At 52.0% G+C, this 20,572-nt stretch carries 13 protein-coding genes; 8 read left to right on the top strand and 5 right to left on the bottom strand.

From position 1 onward, the window contains the following. Positions 1 to 8: 8 nt before the first annotated feature. From gcvT to lon, 4 genes are all read right to left on the bottom strand, one after another. Positions 9 to 1,103 carry a glycine cleavage system aminomethyltransferase GcvT gene (gene gcvT, locus ABGT88_RS08670; RefSeq protein ID WP_300130491.1) on the bottom strand — a complete coding sequence of 365 codons (1,095 nt, stop codon included), beginning with the start codon at positions 1,101 to 1,103 and terminating at the stop codon, positions 9 to 11. Positions 1,104 to 1,131: 28 nt separating this feature from the next. Next, entirely contained in the window at positions 1,132 to 2,109 is a 978-nt protein-coding gene (locus ABGT88_RS08665; protein WP_346701567.1) for a lipoate--protein ligase, read from the bottom strand. 261 nt (positions 2,110 to 2,370) lie between these two features. Further along, positions 2,371 to 3,435, bottom strand: coding sequence for a D-2-hydroxyacid dehydrogenase (locus ABGT88_RS08660; protein WP_087407352.1), 1,065 nt, complete (start codon positions 3,433 to 3,435; stop codon positions 2,371 to 2,373). A 12-nt stretch (positions 3,436 to 3,447) separates the two neighbouring features. Beyond that, positions 3,448 to 5,844, bottom strand: coding sequence for an endopeptidase La (lon, locus tag ABGT88_RS08655; protein WP_346702851.1), 2,397 nt, complete (start codon positions 5,842 to 5,844; stop codon positions 3,448 to 3,450). Between the two features lie 235 nt (positions 5,845 to 6,079). Between lon and ABGT88_RS08650 the strand changes: the two genes are divergently transcribed. The 4 genes from ABGT88_RS08650 (at position 6,080) to ABGT88_RS08635 (ending at position 10,791) form a co-directional block, all read left to right on the top strand. Next, positions 6,080 to 6,793 (top strand): methyltransferase, encoded by a 714-nt coding sequence (locus ABGT88_RS08650; protein WP_346701564.1) that lies wholly within the window; start codon positions 6,080 to 6,082, stop codon positions 6,791 to 6,793. 76 nt (positions 6,794 to 6,869) lie between these two features. After that, positions 6,870 to 7,427 (top strand): HdeD family acid-resistance protein, encoded by a 558-nt coding sequence (locus ABGT88_RS08645; protein WP_289540707.1) that lies wholly within the window; start codon positions 6,870 to 6,872, stop codon positions 7,425 to 7,427. A 265-nt stretch (positions 7,428 to 7,692) separates the two neighbouring features. Then, a complete protein-coding gene (locus ABGT88_RS08640) occupies positions 7,693 to 9,120 on the top strand; it encodes a hypothetical protein (protein WP_346701562.1) in 1,428 nt (475 codons plus the stop codon). Positions 9,121 to 9,150: 30 nt separating this feature from the next. Continuing rightward, positions 9,151 to 10,791: an outer membrane protein transport protein gene (locus tag ABGT88_RS08635; protein WP_346701560.1), complete on the top strand. Its 1,641-nt coding sequence runs from the start codon at positions 9,151 to 9,153 to the stop codon at positions 10,789 to 10,791. 509 nt (positions 10,792 to 11,300) lie between these two features. Here ABGT88_RS08635 and ABGT88_RS08630 read toward each other — a convergent pair. After that, positions 11,301 to 11,876, bottom strand: a complete 576-nt coding sequence (locus ABGT88_RS08630) for a SecDF P1 head subdomain-containing protein (RefSeq protein ID WP_346701558.1) — start codon at positions 11,874 to 11,876, stop codon at positions 11,301 to 11,303. A 451-nt stretch (positions 11,877 to 12,327) separates the two neighbouring features. On the opposite strand from ABGT88_RS08630, the gene ABGT88_RS08625 reads away from it, so the two are divergent. The 4 genes from ABGT88_RS08625 (at position 12,328) to ABGT88_RS08610 (ending at position 20,414) form a co-directional block, all read left to right on the top strand. Continuing rightward, positions 12,328 to 14,346, top strand: coding sequence for a tetratricopeptide repeat protein (locus ABGT88_RS08625; RefSeq protein WP_346701556.1), 2,019 nt, complete (start codon positions 12,328 to 12,330; stop codon positions 14,344 to 14,346). Between the two features lie 8 nt (positions 14,347 to 14,354). Further along, positions 14,355 to 17,003 (top strand): AsmA-like C-terminal region-containing protein, encoded by a 2,649-nt coding sequence (locus ABGT88_RS08620; protein ID WP_346701554.1) that lies wholly within the window; start codon positions 14,355 to 14,357, stop codon positions 17,001 to 17,003. 388 nt (positions 17,004 to 17,391) lie between these two features. Beyond that, complete coding sequence (locus tag ABGT88_RS08615; RefSeq protein ID WP_346701552.1) at positions 17,392 to 18,726, top strand: alpha-L-fucosidase; 1,335 nt, start codon at positions 17,392 to 17,394, stop codon at positions 18,724 to 18,726. Positions 18,727 to 18,755: 29 nt separating this feature from the next. Further along, positions 18,756 to 20,414, top strand: a complete 1,659-nt coding sequence (locus ABGT88_RS08610; RefSeq protein WP_298663456.1) for a hypothetical protein — start codon at positions 18,756 to 18,758, stop codon at positions 20,412 to 20,414. Positions 20,415 to 20,572: the final 158 nt, after the last annotated feature.

Genomic DNA, 20,572 nt, shown 5'->3' with positions numbered 1-20,572 from the left:
TCAATAAATCATTTTTTATAGTTCTTTTCGTAGAAGCGTTTCTTGACGACCGTTCCCTTGAAGAATTTCTTGCGGATGTGAATCTCTACCTCGGTACCCAGGGCGGCGTAGGCGCTGTCGATAAGGGCCATGCACACGCTCTTGCCGGTAGATATGGAGTTGTAGCCGGTTGTGACGTGGCCTATCACCTTGCCGTCGGCATAGACTTCGTAGCCGCTGCGGGGGATAGCCTTGTCGGCCAGTTCGATGCCCACGATTTTGCGTTTGGCACCTTCGGCCTTCTGGCGGGCGATAGCCTCTTTGCCGATGAAATCGTCCTTGTCGAGTTTGACAAACATGCCCAGGCCGGCCTCGATGGGGGTGATGTCTTTTTCGAGTTCGTGACCGTAGAGCGGCAGTCCTACCTCGAAGCGCAGCGTGTCGCGGCAACCCAGTCCGCAGGGTAGTACCTGTTTCGAACCTACCAGCACATCCCATACCTTGTTGATGAAGGCGTGGCTGCCGTAAATCTCGAAACCGTCTTCGCCGGTATAGCCCGTGCGCGAAACGATGATGGTTTCGCCGTCGCACTCAATCTCCTTGCAGGTGTAGAACTGCAGATCCTTTACCTCGAGGTGCAGCAGCTCTTCGATGCAGGCTTCGGCTTTGGGACCCTGCACGGCCACTTCGCCGTAGTAGTCCGACTGGTTCTCGATATTCAGGTTGTAGCCGGCGCTGTGCTCGACAATCCACTGGTAATCCTTGGCAATGTTCGAGGCGTTTACCACGAGGAAGAATCGCTCGTCGCCCATTTTGTAGACCAGCAGGTCGTCGACGGTACCGCCGTCGGGGTAGAGCAGCATGCCGTAGAAGATTTTCCCGGGCTCGGCACCCCGTATGTTGTTGGTGAAAATGTAGTTGATGTAGCGCTCGCTGTCGGGGCCGGTGATGAGTATCTCGCCCATGTGCGACACATCGAATATGCCGGCGGCGTGGCGTACGGCATTGTGCTCCTCGATAATCGAGGTGTATTCAATAGGCATGTCAAATCCGCCGAAAGGCATCATCTTGGCACCCAGATCGAGGTGTTTCTGATGCAGGCACGTTTTTAAAATATCTTCCATAGTCAACAGGTGTTTTTTATGATAAAATCTATTTCTGCTCGTTGAATAAAATATGGGTAAAGGCCGCCCGGTCGAGCCGGTGTATGTGGCGCTCGATGGGGGTATCGTCGAGCACCCGGTCGAAGGCTTCGCGGGTGAAGGGCACCTCGCGGAAGCGGTCGAGGAACTCGTCGATTTCGCCTATCGGGAAGTAGTCGCCCATGAGGTTCAGCGCCTTGACGATGCCGTTTTTGATTTCGATACGGGCCTCTATCTCACCGGCCGAGCCGTAGCCGCGGCGCACCAACGTGTAGCGTGGGTTGTTACCCAGAATCCACTCCTCTTTCAGGTACTCCTTTTCGATTTCGCCGATGCGGGCGATGTCGTCGGGGGTAAGGCACTCCTCGCTGTCGCAGAGCGACGTGCGCATGAAGCGCTTGAACTCCTCGATGTCGATGTCGAGATACTCCTTGAGGTTGGTCACCCGTTTGCGCACCGACTCCACCCCCTTAGTGATGAGCTTCTCGTTGCTGGGGGTAATGGAGAGAATCAGGTCCTCGAGGTTGGTGTCGAAGAGCATGGTGCCGTGTACGATGCTGCGGCCTCCCACGCGGTAGAACGCGTTGCCCGACACCTTCTTGCCGTCGACGGTGATGTCGTTGCGTCCCGAAGCCAGGGCCTGCACGCCCAGTTTGTTCAGGGTGCGGGCGATGAGTTGCAGGTAGCGGTCGAAGGTGAAACTGACGTTGAAGTCGTCGGTGATGTAGGAGAACATGATGTTGCTGAAGTCGGCATAGACGCAGCCTCCGCCCGATTTGCGGCGATAGTACTGGATGCCGTGCGAGCGAACGTAGTCCATGTTGATTTCATTCTCCATCAACTGGTTGCGTCCAAAAATAACGGTAGGATTTACCTGCCACATGAAGAAGCAATCTTCGCCGCTTCGCGTACGGGCTATGTATTCTTCCATAGCCAGGTAGAACGACAGGCGGCGCACTGTTTGGTCCGGCAGGGCGATATATCTCATAGGTATCAGGTCAACAGCGTTTGTACCTTACAAATTTATATATTCTTTTGTAAAGGACGATAAATTGTCTCGAATTTTTCTTGAATTTTCTTGTTGCCCCGGTTTGGATGCTTTCAAATTGTACAAGAGTCGAACAGCGGTAGTCTTGTGAGTGTGTGGCGGTTTGGTCCTGTTGGCTCGTGTGTACGGACAAGCAGGTATGCAAAAAGCCCGCGGCTCACATGGGGGTGAGTAGCGGGCCTTTTATCTTGTTCGGACCGATTAGCGGTTTACCTGGTTGACGATGTTCCCGGCGATGTATTGCCGTATGTTGTCGGCAGCAATCTGCATCAACCGTTCGCGGGCCTCGAGAGTGGCCCAGGCAATGTGCGGGGTGATGTAGCAGTTGCGGGCAGCGACGAGCGGGTTGTCGGGCCGCGGCGGCTCCTGCGACAGAACGTCGACTCCGGCGGCCTTGATGCGGCCGCAGTTCAGGGCTTCGGCCAGGTCGTGCTCGTTGACCAGCGGACCGCGCCCCGTGTTGATGACGATAGCCGTCGGTTTCATGCGGGCAATGGCGTCGGCATTGACGAGGTTGCGGGTCGAGTCGGTGAGAGGGCAGTGCAGCGTGATGACGTCGCTCTCGGCCAACAGGGTTTCCCAGTCGACGGGGGTGACGTAGTCGGGCAGGGTTTCGCGGCTCTTGGAGGTCTTGGCCAGTACCTTCATGCCGAATGCGTGGGCGATGCGGGCCACGGCACTGCCAATGTGTCCGAACCCGACGATGCCGATGGTCTTGCCGGCCAGCTCGAATACCGGGCTCTTCAGATAGCAGAAGTCTTTGCAGCGTGCCCAGTCGCCGGCCTTCACGCTCTGCGAGTGGGTGGCCACGTCACTGGCTATGTTGAGGATGTGGGCAAATACCATTTGAGCCACCGAGTCGGTGCTGTACGACGGTATGTTGGTGACTACGATGCCGCGCTCTTTGGCGGCTTCGATGTCGACGATGTTGTATCCCGTAGCCAATACCCCGATGTAGCGCAGCCGGGGCAACTTGTCCAGCGTAGCGGCACTGAGCGGAGTCTTGTTGGTGAGTACGATGTCGGCTTCGGCGGCCCGTTCCACAATCTCGTCGACTGCGGTGCGGTCGTAGACGGTGAAGTCGCCCAGCGCTTCAATCTTCTCCCACGACAGGTCGCCGGGGTTCAGTCCGTAGCCGTCGAGCGCCACGATGCGGTGTGCCGGGCGACGCTCTTCGGCGGTCTTTTCGGTCGTACGTTTCAGTTCGTTCCAAGAGACTTCTCCCTCTTTTACTTTATATCCTTCGGTTATTTTCCACTCTTTCATAATGCACTATTCTTATTTAATCTCTATGGCATTTTTTACCTTTTCGTCGGTGAGGGCAATCTTCAACACCTCTTCGATATTCTTCACGTAGTGGAAGGTGAGCCCTTTCAGGTAGGTATCCTTGATTTCTTCGATGTCTTTGCGGTTCTCCTCCGAGAGGATAATGTCGCGTATGCCGGCTCGTTTGGCCGCCAGAATTTTCTCCTTGATACCGCCCACGGGCAGCACTTTGCCCCGCAGGGTAATCTCGCCCGTCATGGCCAAGTGGTCTTTCACCTTGCGTTGCGTGAAGGTCGAGGCCAGCGAGGTGACCATGGTGATACCCGCCGAGGGTCCGTCTTTGGGAATGGCACCTTCGGGTACGTGGATGTGCACGGCCCACTTGTCGAACACATCTTCGTCGATGCCCAGCAGCGAAGCGTGCGACTTGATGTATTGCAGGGCAATGACAGCCGACTCCTTCATCACGTCGCCCAGGTTGCCGGTGAGGGTGAGTTTCTCGCCCTTCGATTTGCTTAGGCTCGATTCGACGAAGAGTATTTCGCCGCCTACCGCCGTCCAGGCCAGCCCGGTTACGACACCGGCGTAGTCGTTGTTTTCGTATTTGTCGCGGTTGTACTCCTGAGCTCCCAGATACTCGTGCAGGTCGTCGAGCGAGAGGGTGTGGTTGTACTCCTTGCCCGAGGCCTTCATGCGGGCGATTTTCCGCATGATGCGGGCTATTTTCTTGTCGAGCTCGCGCACGCCCGACTCGCGGGTGTACTGGTCGACGATGGCAGCCATCACCTTTTTGGGTATGACTACGTCGCCCTCTTTCAACCCGTGGTTCTCGAGTTGCTTGGGTACCAGGTGCCGGCGGCCGATTTCGACCTTCTCCTCGAGTATGTATCCGCTGATGTCGATCAGCTCCATACGGTCGAGCAGGGGCTGCGATATGGTGTTGAGATTGTTGGCCGTAGCGATGAACAGAATCTTCGACAGGTCGTAGTCGATGTCGATGTAGTTGTCGTGGAAGGCGTTGTTCTGTTCGGGGTCGAGTACCTCGAGCAGAGCCGAAGCCGGGTCGCCCTTAAAGTCGTTACCTATCTTGTCGATTTCGTCGAGCACGAATACCGGGTTGGAGCTCTTCGCCTTGATGAGTCCCTGGATAATACGGCCCGGCATGGCCCCGATGTAGGTGCGCCGGTGACCCCGTATCTCGGCCTCGTCGTGCAGACCGCCCAACGAGATGCGTATATACTTGCGGTTCAGTGCCTCGGCTATGGATTTACCCAGCGAGGTCTTGCCCACGCCCGGAGGTCCGTAGAGGCAGATGATGGGCGATTTCATGTCGCCCCGCAGCTTCAGCACGGCCAGATGTTCGATGATGCGCTCTTTCACCTTGTCGAGACCGTAGTGGTCCTTGTCGAGCTGTTTCTGCACGTGGTTCAGGTTGAAGTTGTCTTGCGTGTACTCGTTCCACGGCAACTCGAGCAGCGTGTCGAGGTAGGTATACTGCACCGAGAAGTCGGGCGATTGCGGGTGCAGCCGCTCGAGCTTGCGCATCTCTTTCTCGAAAATCTCGGCCGTCTTGGCATCCCATTTCTTCTTTTCGGCCCGTTCGCGCAACTCCTGTATGTCCTGGTCCTGCATGTTGCCGCCCAGCTCCTCCTGGATAGTACGTATCTGCTGTTGCAGGAAGTGTTCCCGTTGTTGCTGGTTCAGGTCCTCGCGGGTTTTGGACTGGATGTCGGCCTTGATTTGCAGCAGTTGCGCCTCTTGGGTGAGCATCTCGTAGAGCTTGAAGAGGCGGGCCTTCATGTTGTCGATACCCAGCAGTTCCTGTTTTTGAGCAGCTGTCAGCGGGATATTGGCTCCCAGGAAGTTGATGAGGTAGTGGGCATTGTCGATATTTCGAATGGCAAAAATCAACTCTTTGGCCTGCTCGCCGATGTTTTTCAGCAAGTCGAAGGTCAGGTCTTTCATGGCCGATACCAACGCTTCAAACTCCTTGTCGTCGGGTTCGGGCATGATTTCGTCGAGTAGCGACACATTGGCACGCATGTAGGGGAAGGTCTCGGTCACTTCGTCGATTTTGAAGCGCTTCATCTTACCCTGCAGAATCACGGTCGTGCTGTCGTCGGGCATCTCCAGTATCTTGATGATTTCGCCGATTACACCCACCTCGTACAGGTCGTCGCGCCCCGGGTCTTCAACGGCTGCATTGCGCTGACATACCACGCCGATGGGGGTATGGTTGTTCTGAGCATCCTTGACCAGTTGCAGCGACTTGGGGCGGCCTACGTTCACCGGGATGGCTACTCCCGGGAACAATACCATGTTGCGCAAGGCGAGAATAGGCAATCCTTTGGTGTCTAACGTCTTGCATTCCGAATCGTTTTGTCCGGATATTTCGGTAAACAGTGGCATAATCGAAGGTGTATTTTCGTCGTTTTCGCAGATCATAAACTTGTTCTTATTCTTAGGTGTTTGGTTCCATATTGACATTTTGGCAGGTAGCCATACTTCTGTTGCAAGCATAGTCTTCCCCTGTCTCTTATTTTATGTTATCCTGCAACAGGCGTGCCAAAGTTACGCAAATAAGAGGGCATTGTCGAAATTATTATGTTTTTTTGTTTATTTTGCATGCCCAAAGCAAAGCAATATGGCAAATTCTTTTTTCAAATTCAAGCAGTTTACGATTTATCAGGAGCGTGCCACCATGCGGGTAGGTACCGATGGGGTGTTGCTCGGGGCCTGGTGTCGCATCGGAGAGGGCAAGCGCATTCTCGACGTGGGGACCGGCACCGGGCTGATAGCTCTCATGGCGGCTCAACGCTCGGCGGCTTGTATCGACGCCGTCGAGCTGGATTTCGGGGCTGCCTGCGATGCGGCTCTGAATGCGGGACTGTCGCCCTGGAGCGACCGTGTCACAATCTATAAGGCCGATTTCGGTGATTGGTTCGGCCGATACACCCGGCCGCGGTACGACCATATTCTCTCCAATCCGCCCTATTTCGTGCAGTCGTTGTTGCCGCCCGACAGCCGTCGGGAGAGGGCCCGGCACACTGGTACGCTCGACTACGAGACTCTGTTCGAGGGGGCAGCTGCGCTGCTGTTGCCGGGCGGACGTGTGTCGCTTATCTCACCGGCCGATTTGGAGGAGCATCTCACCTTTGTGGCCCTGTTGCACGGCTTCTATCCGGCCCGGTTCACTTATGTGTCGGGTATCGCGGGGCGAGCACCCAAACGGTTGCTGTCGGAGTGGGGCAGGGCACGCCGGCCTTTGCAGACCCATGCCATGGCCATCGAACAGCGGGGCACGGGCTACACAACAGACTATGTGTCGCTTACCCGTGATTTTTATCTGAAAATGTAAAACCCGGAACAAATGCGGTATCCCGACTGTTATAGTTGTAGTTTGTGTGATTCTATAATTTTAATTACAACTTGCTATGATGGATATTGCAACCATGTATTTCTGGGGTAAAACCAAGTATTGGTGGACCCTGATTGTTGTCGGGTTATTGATGATACCCTGTGGCTTCTGGCTCTGGTCGCAGCCTGCACTGGGCTACGAAGTGCTCTCCATGCTGCTGGGCTGGATGCTGATTCTCTTCGGGGTCGTGCAGCTCATCGTTTCGAACAATGTGAAGCGTAAGGTACGCGGCTGGGGCTGGTGGTTGGCCGGCGGCATCATCGACATGCTTGTCGGCTTCATCCTGGTAGGGAACCTCTCGTTCAGCGAGACGGTGCTGCCATTCTTCTTTGCGTTCATCTTTCTGTACAAGGGTATTTCAAACCTGACATCGGCTTTTGCCATGACCTCTACGCATCGCTACTGGTGGGTCTATCTCATCAACGGCGTGTTGCTGCTCATCCTCGGATTCCTGTTTCTGTCGATGCCCTTCATGGCTACCTTCTCGATAGTCTTCTTGTGTGCTGCCGCCTTTCTCTATTGGGGCATCACGCTTATCCTTTTCGGCTATTCGTTACGGCCCGGGGCCCAATGACGATTCCGAATCGGCCGCTCTCTCGTCGGGCGCTCTTCTCTGTCGGAGGGGAGCGCTTTTTGTTTAAGTGCGTTAAATCCTTTTGCAAGTGTTTCTTATAAACGGGAAAAGAGTATATTTGTAGAAAATTAAGAGAGCTGTATGCAGTATTTGTCGGCTTTTTAGTTTCTTTTAGTAGACAGAAGATTAAACTATTTTTCGAAAGGAAAGTCTAATAGAAAAAATAAAATCAATCAATAGAGTAATTAAACAAGGAGAAGTGGTTATGAAAACAAGAAGATTTGCCCTGTTGATTATGTTGTCGATGCTTGTGGTGAGCTTTGCCAGGGCAAGCTCGTATGTAATCGAAGACGATATTTATTATAATCCGAATGATAAGAATCCGATTGTAGAACAAAAGTCAAAAGAGAAAGCCGCCGAGGCTGCGGCTCAGGCTGCCGCTGCTCAGCCTGCATCGGATGCGGTAGTGAAGAAGACGCTGGTGATGACCACTGACAACCAGCTTTTCGACGTCGACGAGTACAACCGTCGCGGCGATTCGGCTACGGAGGTGACGCTCGACCAGTTGGCTGCCAACCAGCAGGAGAATCATGTCGAGTATAATATTGTCGACGAGAACGGCGACGACGGTTACTACCTGAGCGGCTTCAACGGATCGGCGTCGGACTACGAATATGCGCTGCGTATCCGTCGGTTCCACAACCCCAAATTTGTCGTATCGGTAAGCGATCCCTATTATTCCGACATCTATTTCCTCGACAACAACGACTGGAATGTCTATATTTCGGATAACTATGCGTGGGTAACTCCCACCTGGACGAATCCCTGGTATTGGGATTACATGTGGACTCCCTATTCCTATACCAGTTGGTCGTGGCGCTGGAGCCTGGGCCCGTGGCGGTTTGGCTGGGGCTACGATCCCTACTACTACGGTTGGGGCGGCTACTGGGGCGGTTACTGGGGTTGGAACTCGTGGTACAGTCCCTATTACCATCACCATCACCATCACTACTATTCGCCCTATTACCACCATCGTCCCTACTACGGATGGAATGCTCCGGCTCGCCCGCAATATACACCCAACGGACGTCAGCCCAACCGCTATGGCGGCAACGTGGTATCGTCAGGCAATGGGGTGAATACTACCGGACGTCGGGCTACGGTAGGTACGGCTTCGACTTCGGCTTCGAGTACCGTAGGCCGTCGGGCTACGACCAGCGTATCCTCTTCGTCGAGCGGCAACAGTTCCGTAAACGGTGTTCGTACCAATCGGGGAACGGTAATCAGCAATAGCTCCAACTCCGGTTCCAATTCGAACCGCGGGTACAGCTTCGGCTCTGCCAATACCTCTCGCCGGGGTACCAGCTCGTCGTCGGGTTCGGTATCGGTTCCGTCGACGACTCAAAGTCGCAGACAGACGACAATCAACACCCGTCCGAGCTCCTCGAGCAACAGCTATAACCGCGGTTACAACAGCGGTACTGTCGGTACGAGCCGTCGGGGTAGCAGTTCGAGCTCAAGCTCTTCGTTCAATCGCAACTCCTCGACTTCGGGACGTTCCTCGAGTTTCTCGAGCGGGTCGTCGAGCCGTCGCTCTTCGGGCAGCTATTCGGCTCCTTCCTCTTCGTCGAGAAGAAGCAGCGGTACCTCTTCGCGGGGTTCCAGCGGAGGAGGCCGTGGCGGTCGCAGATAAGCAAGGTGTGAATAATCAAGTAAGAACAATATGAAAACGATAAAATATGCTTTGGCTGGAGTTGCTCTTTGCAGCAGCTCCATGCTCTTCGGTCAAGGCGTGGTCGATGCCTTGAAATACTCCCAGCAAGATATACGAGGTACGGCCCGGTATATGGGTATGGCCGGGGCCTTCGGTGCATTGGGTGGCGATATAACCACCCTGAGTCAGAACCCGGCCGGTATCGGTGTCTATCGCAACTCCGACATTGCCGCCACCATCGACTTTTCGAATCAGGTGAGCACGGTGAATACCGCGGGAAACAGTTTTTCCGACAACAAATTCAAATTCTCGTGCAACAACTTCGGCTTTGTCTGGACCGTGCGGTTCAATCAGGAGGCCCTGAAAAATCTGAACTTCGGCTTTGCCTACAACAAGCAGAAATCGTTCGATCGTTCCTATCGGACCCGTTACTCGAACATCATGGGGGCCAACTCCCTGTCGGGGTATATCGCCAAGGTGTCCGAAGGATATACTGCCGACGACTTGGGCTATGACGATAACTCGAGCTACAACCCCTATGACAGTAGCCCTTGGTTGAGTGTGTTGGGAGCTAAGTCAAAGTTGATTAATCCCAAGACATCGGATCCAATGGCTCCTTGGAGTAGCATTATAGGCAGCGGCTCGTTGGCCTCGGGCGACCTGTATGTACGCGAAAAAGGCTCGATCGACGAGTACAATTTCAACATCGGCGGTAACATCTACGATGTCTTCTACTGGGGTATCGGTATTGCCGTTACCGACTTTTCGTATGACATACAGAGCGGATATGGCGAGAACTTTACCGGGGGCTATCTGCCCGACGATAACGGCTCGGTGAGCAGCGCCAATACCAATGGCTGGTATCTCATGCAGAATGCCTTGCACACCAACGGCTCGGGTATCAAGGCCAACTTGGGTGTAATTATGCGGGCAACCAACAATTTCCGGTTGGGTTTTGCTTTCCATACCCCCAACTATTACAAAATGACCGATACCTATTCGGCTGCCGTAAAATATAATTTCGACCGTAGCGGGACCTCGTATAACGATTTGGCCGAGACGCCTAACGGAAGTTACAGCTACGAGTTTGAGTCGCCTTGGCGCATGATTGCCAGTGCTGCCTACGTGTTTGGGCAGGGTGGTATTCTGAGTTTCGACTACGAGTATACGGCCAATAACAACATGTCGTTCGACGATCCCTATACAATTGACATGTTTTACAATACAAACAACGAAATTTCCGAGATGCTCTCTCCCGTGCATACTTTCAAGGTGGGTGGCGAATATCGCATTACTCCGCAGTTTAGTGCTCGGTTGGGCTATGCCTACCAAACGTCTCCTGTGAAATCGGAGTACAGGTCGGGACATGAGATTCCTACTGCCGGGACCCTGACCATGTTTACCCTCGACCGGGAGACCAACTACTTTACCGTAGGGCTTGGGTACCGTTTTGCCAATGTCTATGTCGATGTTGCCTATATGCACCGTTATCGTCGCAGCGAGCTTTTCCCCTTCTCTCCGCTGCCTTCGGGTTCCGACGACCTCTTCGATCCCGGTGTCATCAATCAGGCGTTGGCTATTTCGCCTCAAATATCAACGCTAACCGACCACAACAATTCGTTTGCCTTGACGATGGGAGTGAAGTTCTGACCGGCAGAAAAACAGTTTTTGAAAGGACGTTTCGTTTTGAAGCGTCCTTTCGCTTTTTGGGGGACCAGTAATAAGTGTTTATACGAATCAATAGTCGAAAATCAACTAAAATTCAGGACCTGAAGAGGCTATATATCTATTTATTAACCATCAAAATATATCCCTTTTTCTTTAATGAGTAATAGAAATCCGTGTGGTTGTTATACGTTACATGAGACCAATTGCTATTAAACTTCGGAGGTAAAGAGAAAGATGTAGAATATGATGCGCCCGAGATTTCAATATGGATGAATATAGACTGTAAAGAATAGAAGAGCTGAAATATTCCCTCTAAATATTTCAAATTGATTAAAGGGAGAACCCTCCGGTCCGATACCGAAAGATTCTCCCTTTATTGTATTCTTAAACAGAAGTCTATATTCTTCAACGGCCCGTCCAGACGGGAACAATGCGTTGCATACGCTAAATGTCAGCACAAATAAGTTAAGTTCCAGAAACTTACTGACCAATTATCTCTCAAAGCCCACTATGATGGCACAAGCATCATTATAATCCAAAGAGTTTATGATTGAATCCTGTTCAACCTGTCCCAAGCGGTTGTAAAAAAGGGTGTCTATTTCCCAGCCTTTGTTTTTGAACAAAGCATCCAAAGAATCTTTCTTCTCTTTTAACAGACTTCTGTATAGTGACTTCATATCATAATTCTTATTTGTCGCTATTTGGAATGTGCCACTTTCCAATCTCATATTTATACGAGGCGCGGTAATTACGGAATCATTGAATACAAATCCCATTCGCTTGTCTACCAGCTGTTCTGTCGAATCGGACCACGCTTGCAATTTATGTTTACTTACATTTCCTATTATCACGCTTTTCCCAAAATAATCTTCGTCCAATCTCAAATCGGTAAATTCTTTTACCGTAATGATAGGAGTGGAAGCGATACTGTCTGTTTGTCCGTCTATAATGCGATACCAGCCGTTTTCACGATGATGGTCCGTGCCTTGATGACCATCTCCATGACAACTTGTGGCAAAGAAAGAGATCAGCAGAAGAAGTCCAAATGCGTGTGTATTCATGTTCATATTACGTTTTCTTTTGTTTATCGCAAATATACGGATTATGTCCTATTTAGTTATAAGCAAAGGGATATATAATTTATTCCGTTAATCTTTGCTCAAACCATCTGCAAATCTATAATATGCCAATCCTCAGCCTTGCTCACTAACTACAACAATAAAGAAGAACAGTAGAGAATATAAAAAGGGAAAATCTCTCAACTCGATACCGAAAAATTCTCCCTTTTTTCTTTTACTCTTCAATGAGTAGCATATACTCTACTTTCTCTTTGCGTTTGAAGGTCTGTGCAGTTTTGCTTTATCGGACAGCAATAATTTTTTTATATAAAAAGAAATCGCTACCTTTGGATAGAAGGTCGTAGTTGGCAGGGTATGGACGAATGAAAAACGGAAGTCTCCCTTTGTCTCTCTGCCATTTATTACTTTTGAAAAAGAGTCGAAAAACAGAAATGCCCTCATGGACAAGCAGCCCACCATAGATACAACGAATAAAGAGCTTCAAGATGCCTTGAGCCTTATTCGCTATACGCATCAGTCGGTATTCCTTACCGGAAAAGCCGGCACAGGCAAGTCTACCTTTTTGAAGTATGTGTGCGAGCATGTGAAGAAGAAGCATGTTGTGCTGGCTCCTACGGGAGTGGCCGCCATCAATGTGGGCGGCAGCACCATCCATTCGTTTTTCAAGATGCCGTTCCGGCCCATGCTGCCCGACGATCCCGACTTGAGTCTGACCGGCGGTCGCATCTACGACCTGCTCAAGTACAACAAAAAGCAACGCCAGCTCTTGCGTGAGGTCGAGCTGATTATCATCGATGAAATTTCGATGGTGCGGGCCGATATGATCGATTTCATCGACCGGGTATTGCGCGTCTATTCGGGCAACATGCGCCTGCCGTTCGGTGGCAAGCAGTTGCTGCTGGTGGGCGACGTCTATCAGTTGGAGCCGGTGGTGACGGCCGACATGCGCGATATTCTGGGCCGTTTCTATCGCAATGCCTATTTCTTTTCGGCCCGGGTGTTCCACGAGATGGCTCTGGTGCCCATCGAGTTGCAGACGGTCTACCGCCAGCAGGACAGTCGCTTTGTCGAGATTCTGGACAAGATACGCAACAACACCGCTACCCGCGAAGAGCTTACGATATTGAACAGTCGCTATATACCGCAATATGAGTGCGACAAGGAGGATTTCTCGATTACGCTGGCAACCCGTCGCGACCAGGTCGACTATATCAACGAAAACCGGCTGGCTCGTCTGCCGGGCGAGGAGCATACTTTTCACGGTGAAATCAAAGGCGATTTCCCGGAAGGAAGTTTGCCCACGCTGCTCGATTTGGTCCTCAAGAAGGGGGCTCAGGTCATGTTTATCAAAAACGATCCCGAACGCCGGTGGGTGAATGGCACGATAGGCATCGTGTCGGACATTACCCCCGACGAGAAAATCGAGGTCGTGCTCGAGTCGGGCGAACTGTATGAGTTGGAGCGTTGTGTGTGGGAGAATATCAAGTATACCTATAACGAGAAAGAGAAGAGTATCGAGGAGAATGTGCTGGGTACTTTCGTGCAGTTTCCCATCCGGCTGGCCTGGGCCATTACGGTGCACAAGAGCCAGGGGTTGACCTTCAACAAGGTGGTTGTCGACTTTACCGGCGGAGCCTTTGCCGGCGGGCAGACTTATGTGGCGTTGAGCCGCTGCAAGTCGTTGGAGGGGATTGTACTGAAGAAGCCTATCATGCACCGCGACATCTTTGTCAACCCCGATATTGTGCGGTTCAGCCGGGAGTTCAACAACCCGGCGCTCATCGAGCAGTCGCTCAAGCTGGCCCAGGCCGACCGCCTGTATGCCGATACGGTGAAAGCCTTCGACGAAGGCGATTTCGACCTCATGCTGCAATCGTTTTTCAAAGCCATTCACACCCGGTACGACATTGAGAAGCCGGTAATCCAGCGCTATATCCGCCGCAAGTTGGATGTGATAAACCGGTTGAAGGACCGGAACCGTGAATTGCAACAGGCTTTGGCCGATAAGGAGGCGGTGCTGCGTCAGTATGCCCGGGAGTATTATTTGCTGGGCAACGAGTGCATCACCAAGGCCAAAGATGTGCGGGCGGCTTTGGCCAACTTCGACAAGGCGTTGTCGCTCGACCCGACGATGGTCGATGCCTGGGTACGTAAGGGTATTACGCTCGAGGACAGCGGCGACGAGCACGAGGCCATGGCCTGTTACAACGAGGCCGTGCGGTTGAGCCCGCTCAACTTCAAGGCCCTCTACAACCGGGGCAAGTTGCGCTACAAGCAGGGCGATTACGACTCGGCACTCTCCGATTTTGCCAAGGCCGTGAAGCAGAAACCGGGCCATGCCACGGCACACGACCGCCTGGGCGACACTTTTATCAAACTCGATATGCCCGACATGGCTGCCCGCCACTGGGCCATAGCCGAGGAGCTGCGAGAGAAACGACAACAAAACAACCAATAATAGCGACCATGATGAACAAAAGACTGAAAAAAGGTTTGAAAATTACCGGCATAACTCTGGCGGTGATTTTGGTATTGATGTTTGTCTTGCCCTTTGCGTTCCAAGACAAAGTGATGAACATCGTAAAGAAGGAGGCCAACGAGATGTTGAATGCCCGGCTCGACTTCGAGTCGCTCCACATCAGCCTCTTCTCGCACTTCCCCAGTGCCTCGATCGAGTTGAATGAGCTCTCCCTCTCGGGCGTAGGCGACTTCGAGGGCGATACGTTGGTATCGGCTCGCTCTATCGATGTGGCTGTCAATGTGATGAGCCTTTTCGGCGACGAGGGTTTCGATGTGAACTATATCGTGCTCGACCGGCCGTCCGTCAAGGCTGTGAAGCTGGCCGACGGGCGGGTAAACTGGGATATCATGAAACCCGATACCGTGGCCGAGGAGGATACGGTCGAGGAGGAGAGTTCGTCGGCTTTCAGGCTGAAACTGAAACACTTCAAGATTATCGACGCCACCCTTGTCTATCTGGACGATTCGACCCAGATGCAGTTCTATACCGACAAGTTGAACCTGAAACTCTCGGGCGACATGAGTGCCGACGTGACCGATATAGACAGCAAGCTCTCGTGCGAGAATATCTATTTTGCCATGGGCGGTGCCTCTTATCTGAAACAGGCCCGGGCCGAAGCCAAGTTGACGGTATCGGCCGATTTGAAGAACAGCAAGTTTACCTTGAAGGAAAATTCGTTGAGCCTCAATGCAATTACTTTGAACCTGGACGGTTGGGTGGCCATGCTCGACAACGGGGCCATGGATATGGACCTGAAGATAAACACGCCCGAAATCAACTTCAAAGAGATATTGTCGTTGATACCGGCCATCTACCAAAACAATTTCGACAAGTTGCGCACCACGGGCAACATGTCGCTCACAGCCTTTGCCAAGGGCCGCATGGTGGGTGATACGGTACCACAATTCGGCCTTACGCTGGGTGTGAAAGATGCCACTTTCAGCTACGAAGGGATGCCTGCCTCGGTCAACGGTATTCAGATAGCCGCTACCGTGAGCAATCCCGGCGGTGTGTTGGACAAGACAATCATCGATTTGTCGGACTTCCGGCTCAATATGGCCGGCAATCCCTTCCAGGCTACGCTCTATGCCGCCACGCCCATCTCCGATTTGAATTTCCAGGCTACGGCTAAAGGTACGGTACATCTGGGTAAAGTCAAGGATATTTATCCGCTGGGCGACTCAATCAGTCTGAGCGGTATCGTTACCGCCGATTTGCGCCTGGCCGGACGCATGTCGGATATTGAAAAAGAGAACTACGAAAAGATACAGGGCGAAGGTACCTTCTCGATTGCCGACATGGACCTGACCATGAAGGGAATGCCTGCCGTAGCGGTGAAGAAGGCTCAAGCCTCGATTTCGGCCAAGGCCATGTCGCTCTCGCAACTTGATGTGAAGGTAGGGCAGAGCGACCTGCAGGCCCAAGGCTCACTCACCAACTATCTGGCTTATGTATTGAAGGACGAGACGATAAAGGGTACCCTAACGGTTACCTCGTCGCTGCTCGATTTGAACGAACTGATGGGCGAGAGCGAAACGACCGAAGAGCCGACGGCCGAGGCCGATACGACAGCCCTCTCGGCCATCGAGGTGCCCAAGAATATCGACATGACCCTGAACGCTTCGTTCAACAAGATTCTGTTCCAGAAGATGGTGCTCGAGCAGGTGAAGGGCAAACTGGTCGTAGCCGACGGGGCCGTGCGCATGACTCCGCTCAGCTTGAAAGCCTTCGGCGGTACGATGGTGGCCAACGGTACCTATTCGACGGCCCAGAACGCATTGCAGCCGCAAGTCAACTTCGACCTCGATATACAGAAAGCCTCGTTCGAGAAGACGTTCGATCAACTCGATATGGTGAAGCAGATTGTTCCCATATTTGCCAAAACGGGCGGAACCTATTCGGTTCAATTCGATTTGAAGTCGGCCCTCGACAGCCAGATGTCGCCCGACCTGAATACTTTGACGGCTCAAGGTGTTATCCAGTCGAACGATATACAGTTGCAGAATATCGAGGTGTTCAGCCAGTTGGCAACCCTGTTGAAGAACGACAAGTTGCGCAACATCGAGGCCAAGGATTTGAAAATCTCCTTTGCCATAGCCGACGGCAAGGTGAAGACTTCGCCTTTCGACATCAAGATGGGCAACATCACCATGAACCTCTCGGGTGTCACCGGGCTCGACCAGACTATCGACTACACGGCCAAAATCAATATTCCTGGAGCCGGCGCCTTGAGCAACGTATCGGCTACCATCGGGGGAACCTTTACGAAGCCTTCGATCAAGCTGAATACCGAGGAGGTGGTGAAGAATGTGGTGACCAGTACGGTCGCTTCGAAAGTGCTGGGTGTCGATGCTGAGGATGTGGAGGCCCAGAAGGCCGCTATTCGCAAACAGGCCGAGGATGCCGGAAACAAACTGATTGCAACCGCCCAGTCCGAGAGTGAGAAACTGGTGGAAAAAGCCTCGAATCCGTTGGCCAAGATAGCTGCTCAGGCAGCCGGCAAGAAGCTGGTCGAGGAGGCCGAGAAGCAGGCCCAGAACTTGAAGGAAGAGGCCGAGAAGCTAATCGAGAAACAGTACGGAAGCGGCAAGTAATCGATGTTGTAGCAGAGAATACAGAGGTACAATGTACCCGTAGCTGATATTCAGAGGAGGGGAATCCGATCGGTTATACCGACGGTTTCCCCTCTTCGCTGTATCTATACCCGGCCAAGGAGGAGTGAAGCGATTATGAATTAACAATGCTATATAAAATATAAATTGTATTTGCTTTATTCTGATGTGGATTTTATCTTTGTAAGGTTAAATATATAATATTATGAGACATATCTGTAAAAGATTAACATTAGCCTCGCTTGTCATAGGAATGACAAGTATGACTTTTTCTGTGAAATCGCAAGATTTTACGGAGCAAAACCTCCCGAATCCCGATAATATTCCGGCTCCTGTTTTTCCGGTACCTACCGAGAGACAATTAAACTGGATGGAGACCGAGTTTTATGGATTCTCGCATTATGGACCCAATACCTTTATGAGTACCGAGTGGGGAAATAATCGCCGGCCCAATCCTAAAGAGTATGCACCGCAGACGATTCCCGATTGCGACCAATGGGTAGAATCGATGCACGCTGCCGGTATGAAAGGGGCCGTGGTTATCTGCAAGCACCACGATGGTTTCTGTCTGTGGCCTACCGAGAGCACCGATTTCTGTGTGACGAACGGTGGCGGTGTGAGTGCACAAGTCGATATTCCCCAACTCTTCTCCGAAGCCTGCCGCAAGTATGGCATGAAATTCGGTGTATATCTGTCGCCGTGGGATGCCAGCAACGAATATTATGGAACCAGCACCTATGTGACCGACGTGTTCTTGAAACAGATTACCGAGCTTTGTACCAATTACGGTGAATTGTTCGAAATCTGGTTCGACGGTGCCAACGGCGGTAGCGGTTACTATGGCGGATCTTACCTGACAACCCGTACAATCGACAAAAAGACCTATTACGATTGGGATAACCTCACGCAACGTATTCACGAAATGCAGCCCAATTGTGTCGTATGGGGACGTGAGTTCCGCTGGTGCGGTAACGAAGACGGTTATTCGGGCAAGACCTGCTGGTCCAATTTCGACGTAAACGCAGTCAATAGCGAAACCACCAATAATGTAGGTGCCGAAGATGGTCTGCTGTTCATGCCCTCTGAGGTCGATGTAAGAACGACGTCGAAGTGGTTCTGGACCTCGTCGGAACAAGCCAAGTCGGCCGAGCAACTCTTCAAAATCTATCTCGAGAGCGTAGGTCGCAATGCTACGCTGATTATGAACTGTGCCCCCAACAGCGACGGGAAAATGCCCGACAACGTACGCACGAGCCTCAGCGGTCTGGGTACATTGCTCACCGAGCGTTTGAGCAACGACATGGCCTTGCACGCCAATGTAACGGCCGAGCAGACCCGTACCCCGGGTAATTTTGCCGCTTCGAACATGACCGATGGCGACAAGACTACCTACTGGGCTACCAACGACGACGAAACTACGGGTACTTTCGTTATAGATTTGGGCGAGCTGAAAACGATTCACTACGTTACCCTGCAAGAGTATATCGCGCTGGGACAACGCGTAAAGGGCTTTACCATTGAAACCAGCCAGGACAACGGTTCGTGGGATTCGTTTGCTACCGGTACCACAATCGGTTACAAACGCATCATGGCCAAGAACGACGACACTACCTCGTATGGCAGTGGTACGCAGGCCCGTTATATCCGTGTGAAGATAACCGACAGCAAAGCCTGTCCGCTCATCAGTACCGTTTCGGTTTTCTAACAAATCAATCCTATCTAAAATTGTAAAAGATGAAAAGAATATATAAGAACCTCATTGGTGCCGTTTCGTTGCTTTGGGCATTTGGTGGATATGCCGAAACTACTTTGTGCCAGTTTGAGGAAGTTGATTACAGCGCAATCTCCACCTATGATTATTGGGACCAGTCTCCGTTCAATACCGGCTCGCTGACCGGTCAGATTGAGGTGGTAGACAACCCGGTATCCGACGATATAAACGGGTCGGCCAAGGTGCTGGCTTTCCAGCGTTCGCGATATGGCAGCCACTTGTACGGTGCCCGCATCGATTTGACTTCGCCTATTGCTTTGTCGCCCACACCGCAATACATCCATGTACTGATGTATAAACCTGTGGCCGGTCGTGTAGCTCTTGTCGGACTCGGTAAACGTAACGACTGGGCCGACCAGCCGGCTACGACCGTACAGTTTGTGACGGCTGCAACCAAGGAGATCGACGCCAACAAGTGGGTCGATGCCGTATTCAGTGTATATGGCAACGATGCTGCCGAGCTGCATAGCATTGTCATTGTGCCCGATGTAGATTCGCACCTGGCTACCGAAACCGATTACGTGGCCTATTTCGATGATATTCTCATCAACGACGATTCGCAACAGCGCTTTACGTTCGATCCCTATCCTTTGAACTTCGATGCCACGCAAGAGAAAACTCGTAATGACCGTGCTCTCGAGGGCCTTGCATTCTCGGGTGATATGGGCGCTTCGTATGAGTCGGATATCGCAAGCGAAAGAACCGTATATGTCGATAAGACTTCGGCCGATCCCATCGAATTGAAGGTGGGCGAGACCGTCAATGTAGAATTTACCTACACCGGTAGCTGGATGCACCGATATGTATACATCGATAAAGGCAATGACGGACGTTTCGATGTAGATATTCAGAACAATGTTCCTACCGCCAGCAGCGATTTGGTCGCCTATTCTTATTTGTCGGGCTATAACAGTACCGGTGCATCGGCTTCGAACGATACAAGCCTCGATCCTCCTGCATTTACGCTTGCTTCCGACATGGCGCCGGGCTTCTACCGTATCCGTTGCAAGGTCGACTGGGATAGCTCGGTGGCTGCCGGTAACCCGGCTTCCGACAACTCGGTTGTAGCCAATGGTGGTGGTATTGTCGATTACCTGGCCAATGTACACCGCGACAATGTGGCTTTGAATGTAGTAGCCAGAATGTGCGAAGTGACTGCCGCCGACGGTTCGGCTCTGCCTGCTGAGATTCCCTTTGGCGAAGACTTCTCGTTCAACATTGCCATGGACGACAATTACGATATTACCGGTCTTGAAATCAAGCACGGCTACAACCACGAGGGCGAAGAGTATCTGTTCGGTAACCGTCAGTGGAAAGTCGATAATATGGAGCTTAGCGAAGATGGTTTGATTACAATCCCGGCCGAATATATCGACGGCGATGTTGCCATCACAATCTTGTTCGAAAACAAATCGGTAGGTATCCAGGAGTCGGAGAACGACGGCTTGAGAGTGATTGCCGGTGAAAACCAAATCGAGCTGCTCAGCAACGAGGAGGTTGACTATTCGGTAGTTCATGTCAACGGCGCTTGCTATGCTACGGGCAAATTTGCCGGACGTGAAGTAATCGAGTTGCCGGCCGGTGTCTATTTTGTAAATGGTCAAAAGTGTATTGTACGTTAATCGGGTCGATTCGTACGAACATAGATTAAAGAAGAGGCCGCCTCGGGTTACGGGGTGGCCTCTTTCCGTATCGCCCGGCCGGTTTATATATGGGTGCGGTGTAGATGTCTCTCGGAGGTGAAGCCTGGGAATGATTGTTCCAAAATGCGGTATCGTTT

This window comes from Barnesiella sp. An22 (assembly GCF_963931395.1).
Classification (GTDB): Bacteria; Bacteroidota; Bacteroidia; order Bacteroidales; family Barnesiellaceae; genus Barnesiella; species Barnesiella merdigallinarum.
The sequence above is the reverse complement of the archived record's forward strand: the minus strand, read 5'-3'. Positions and strand labels throughout refer to the sequence as shown.

Coding starts and splice junctions, on each gene's coding strand:
- gcvT (WP_300130491.1), bottom strand. CDS start 1,103: ATGGAAGATATTTTAAAAACGTGCCTGCATCAGAAACACCTCGATCTG.
- ABGT88_RS08665 (WP_346701567.1), bottom strand. CDS start 2,109: ATGAGATATATCGCCCTGCCGGACCAAACAGTGCGCCGCCTGTCGTTC.
- ABGT88_RS08660 (WP_087407352.1), bottom strand. CDS start 3,435: ATGAAAGAGTGGAAAATAACCGAAGGATATAAAGTAAAAGAGGGAGAA.
- lon (WP_346702851.1), bottom strand. CDS start 5,844: ATGCCACTGTTTACCGAAATATCCGGACAAAACGATTCGGAATGCAAG.
- ABGT88_RS08650 (WP_346701564.1), top strand. CDS start 6,080: ATGGCAAATTCTTTTTTCAAATTCAAGCAGTTTACGATTTATCAGGAG.
- ABGT88_RS08645 (WP_289540707.1), top strand. CDS start 6,870: ATGATGGATATTGCAACCATGTATTTCTGGGGTAAAACCAAGTATTGG.
- ABGT88_RS08640 (WP_346701562.1), top strand. CDS start 7,693: ATGAAAACAAGAAGATTTGCCCTGTTGATTATGTTGTCGATGCTTGTG.
- ABGT88_RS08635 (WP_346701560.1), top strand. CDS start 9,151: ATGAAAACGATAAAATATGCTTTGGCTGGAGTTGCTCTTTGCAGCAGC.
- ABGT88_RS08630 (WP_346701558.1), bottom strand. CDS start 11,876: ATGAACATGAATACACACGCATTTGGACTTCTTCTGCTGATCTCTTTC.
- ABGT88_RS08625 (WP_346701556.1), top strand. CDS start 12,328: ATGGACAAGCAGCCCACCATAGATACAACGAATAAAGAGCTTCAAGAT.
- ABGT88_RS08620 (WP_346701554.1), top strand. CDS start 14,355: ATGATGAACAAAAGACTGAAAAAAGGTTTGAAAATTACCGGCATAACT.
- ABGT88_RS08615 (WP_346701552.1), top strand. CDS start 17,392: ATGGAGACCGAGTTTTATGGATTCTCGCATTATGGACCCAATACCTTT.
- ABGT88_RS08610 (WP_298663456.1), top strand. CDS start 18,756: ATGAAAAGAATATATAAGAACCTCATTGGTGCCGTTTCGTTGCTTTGG.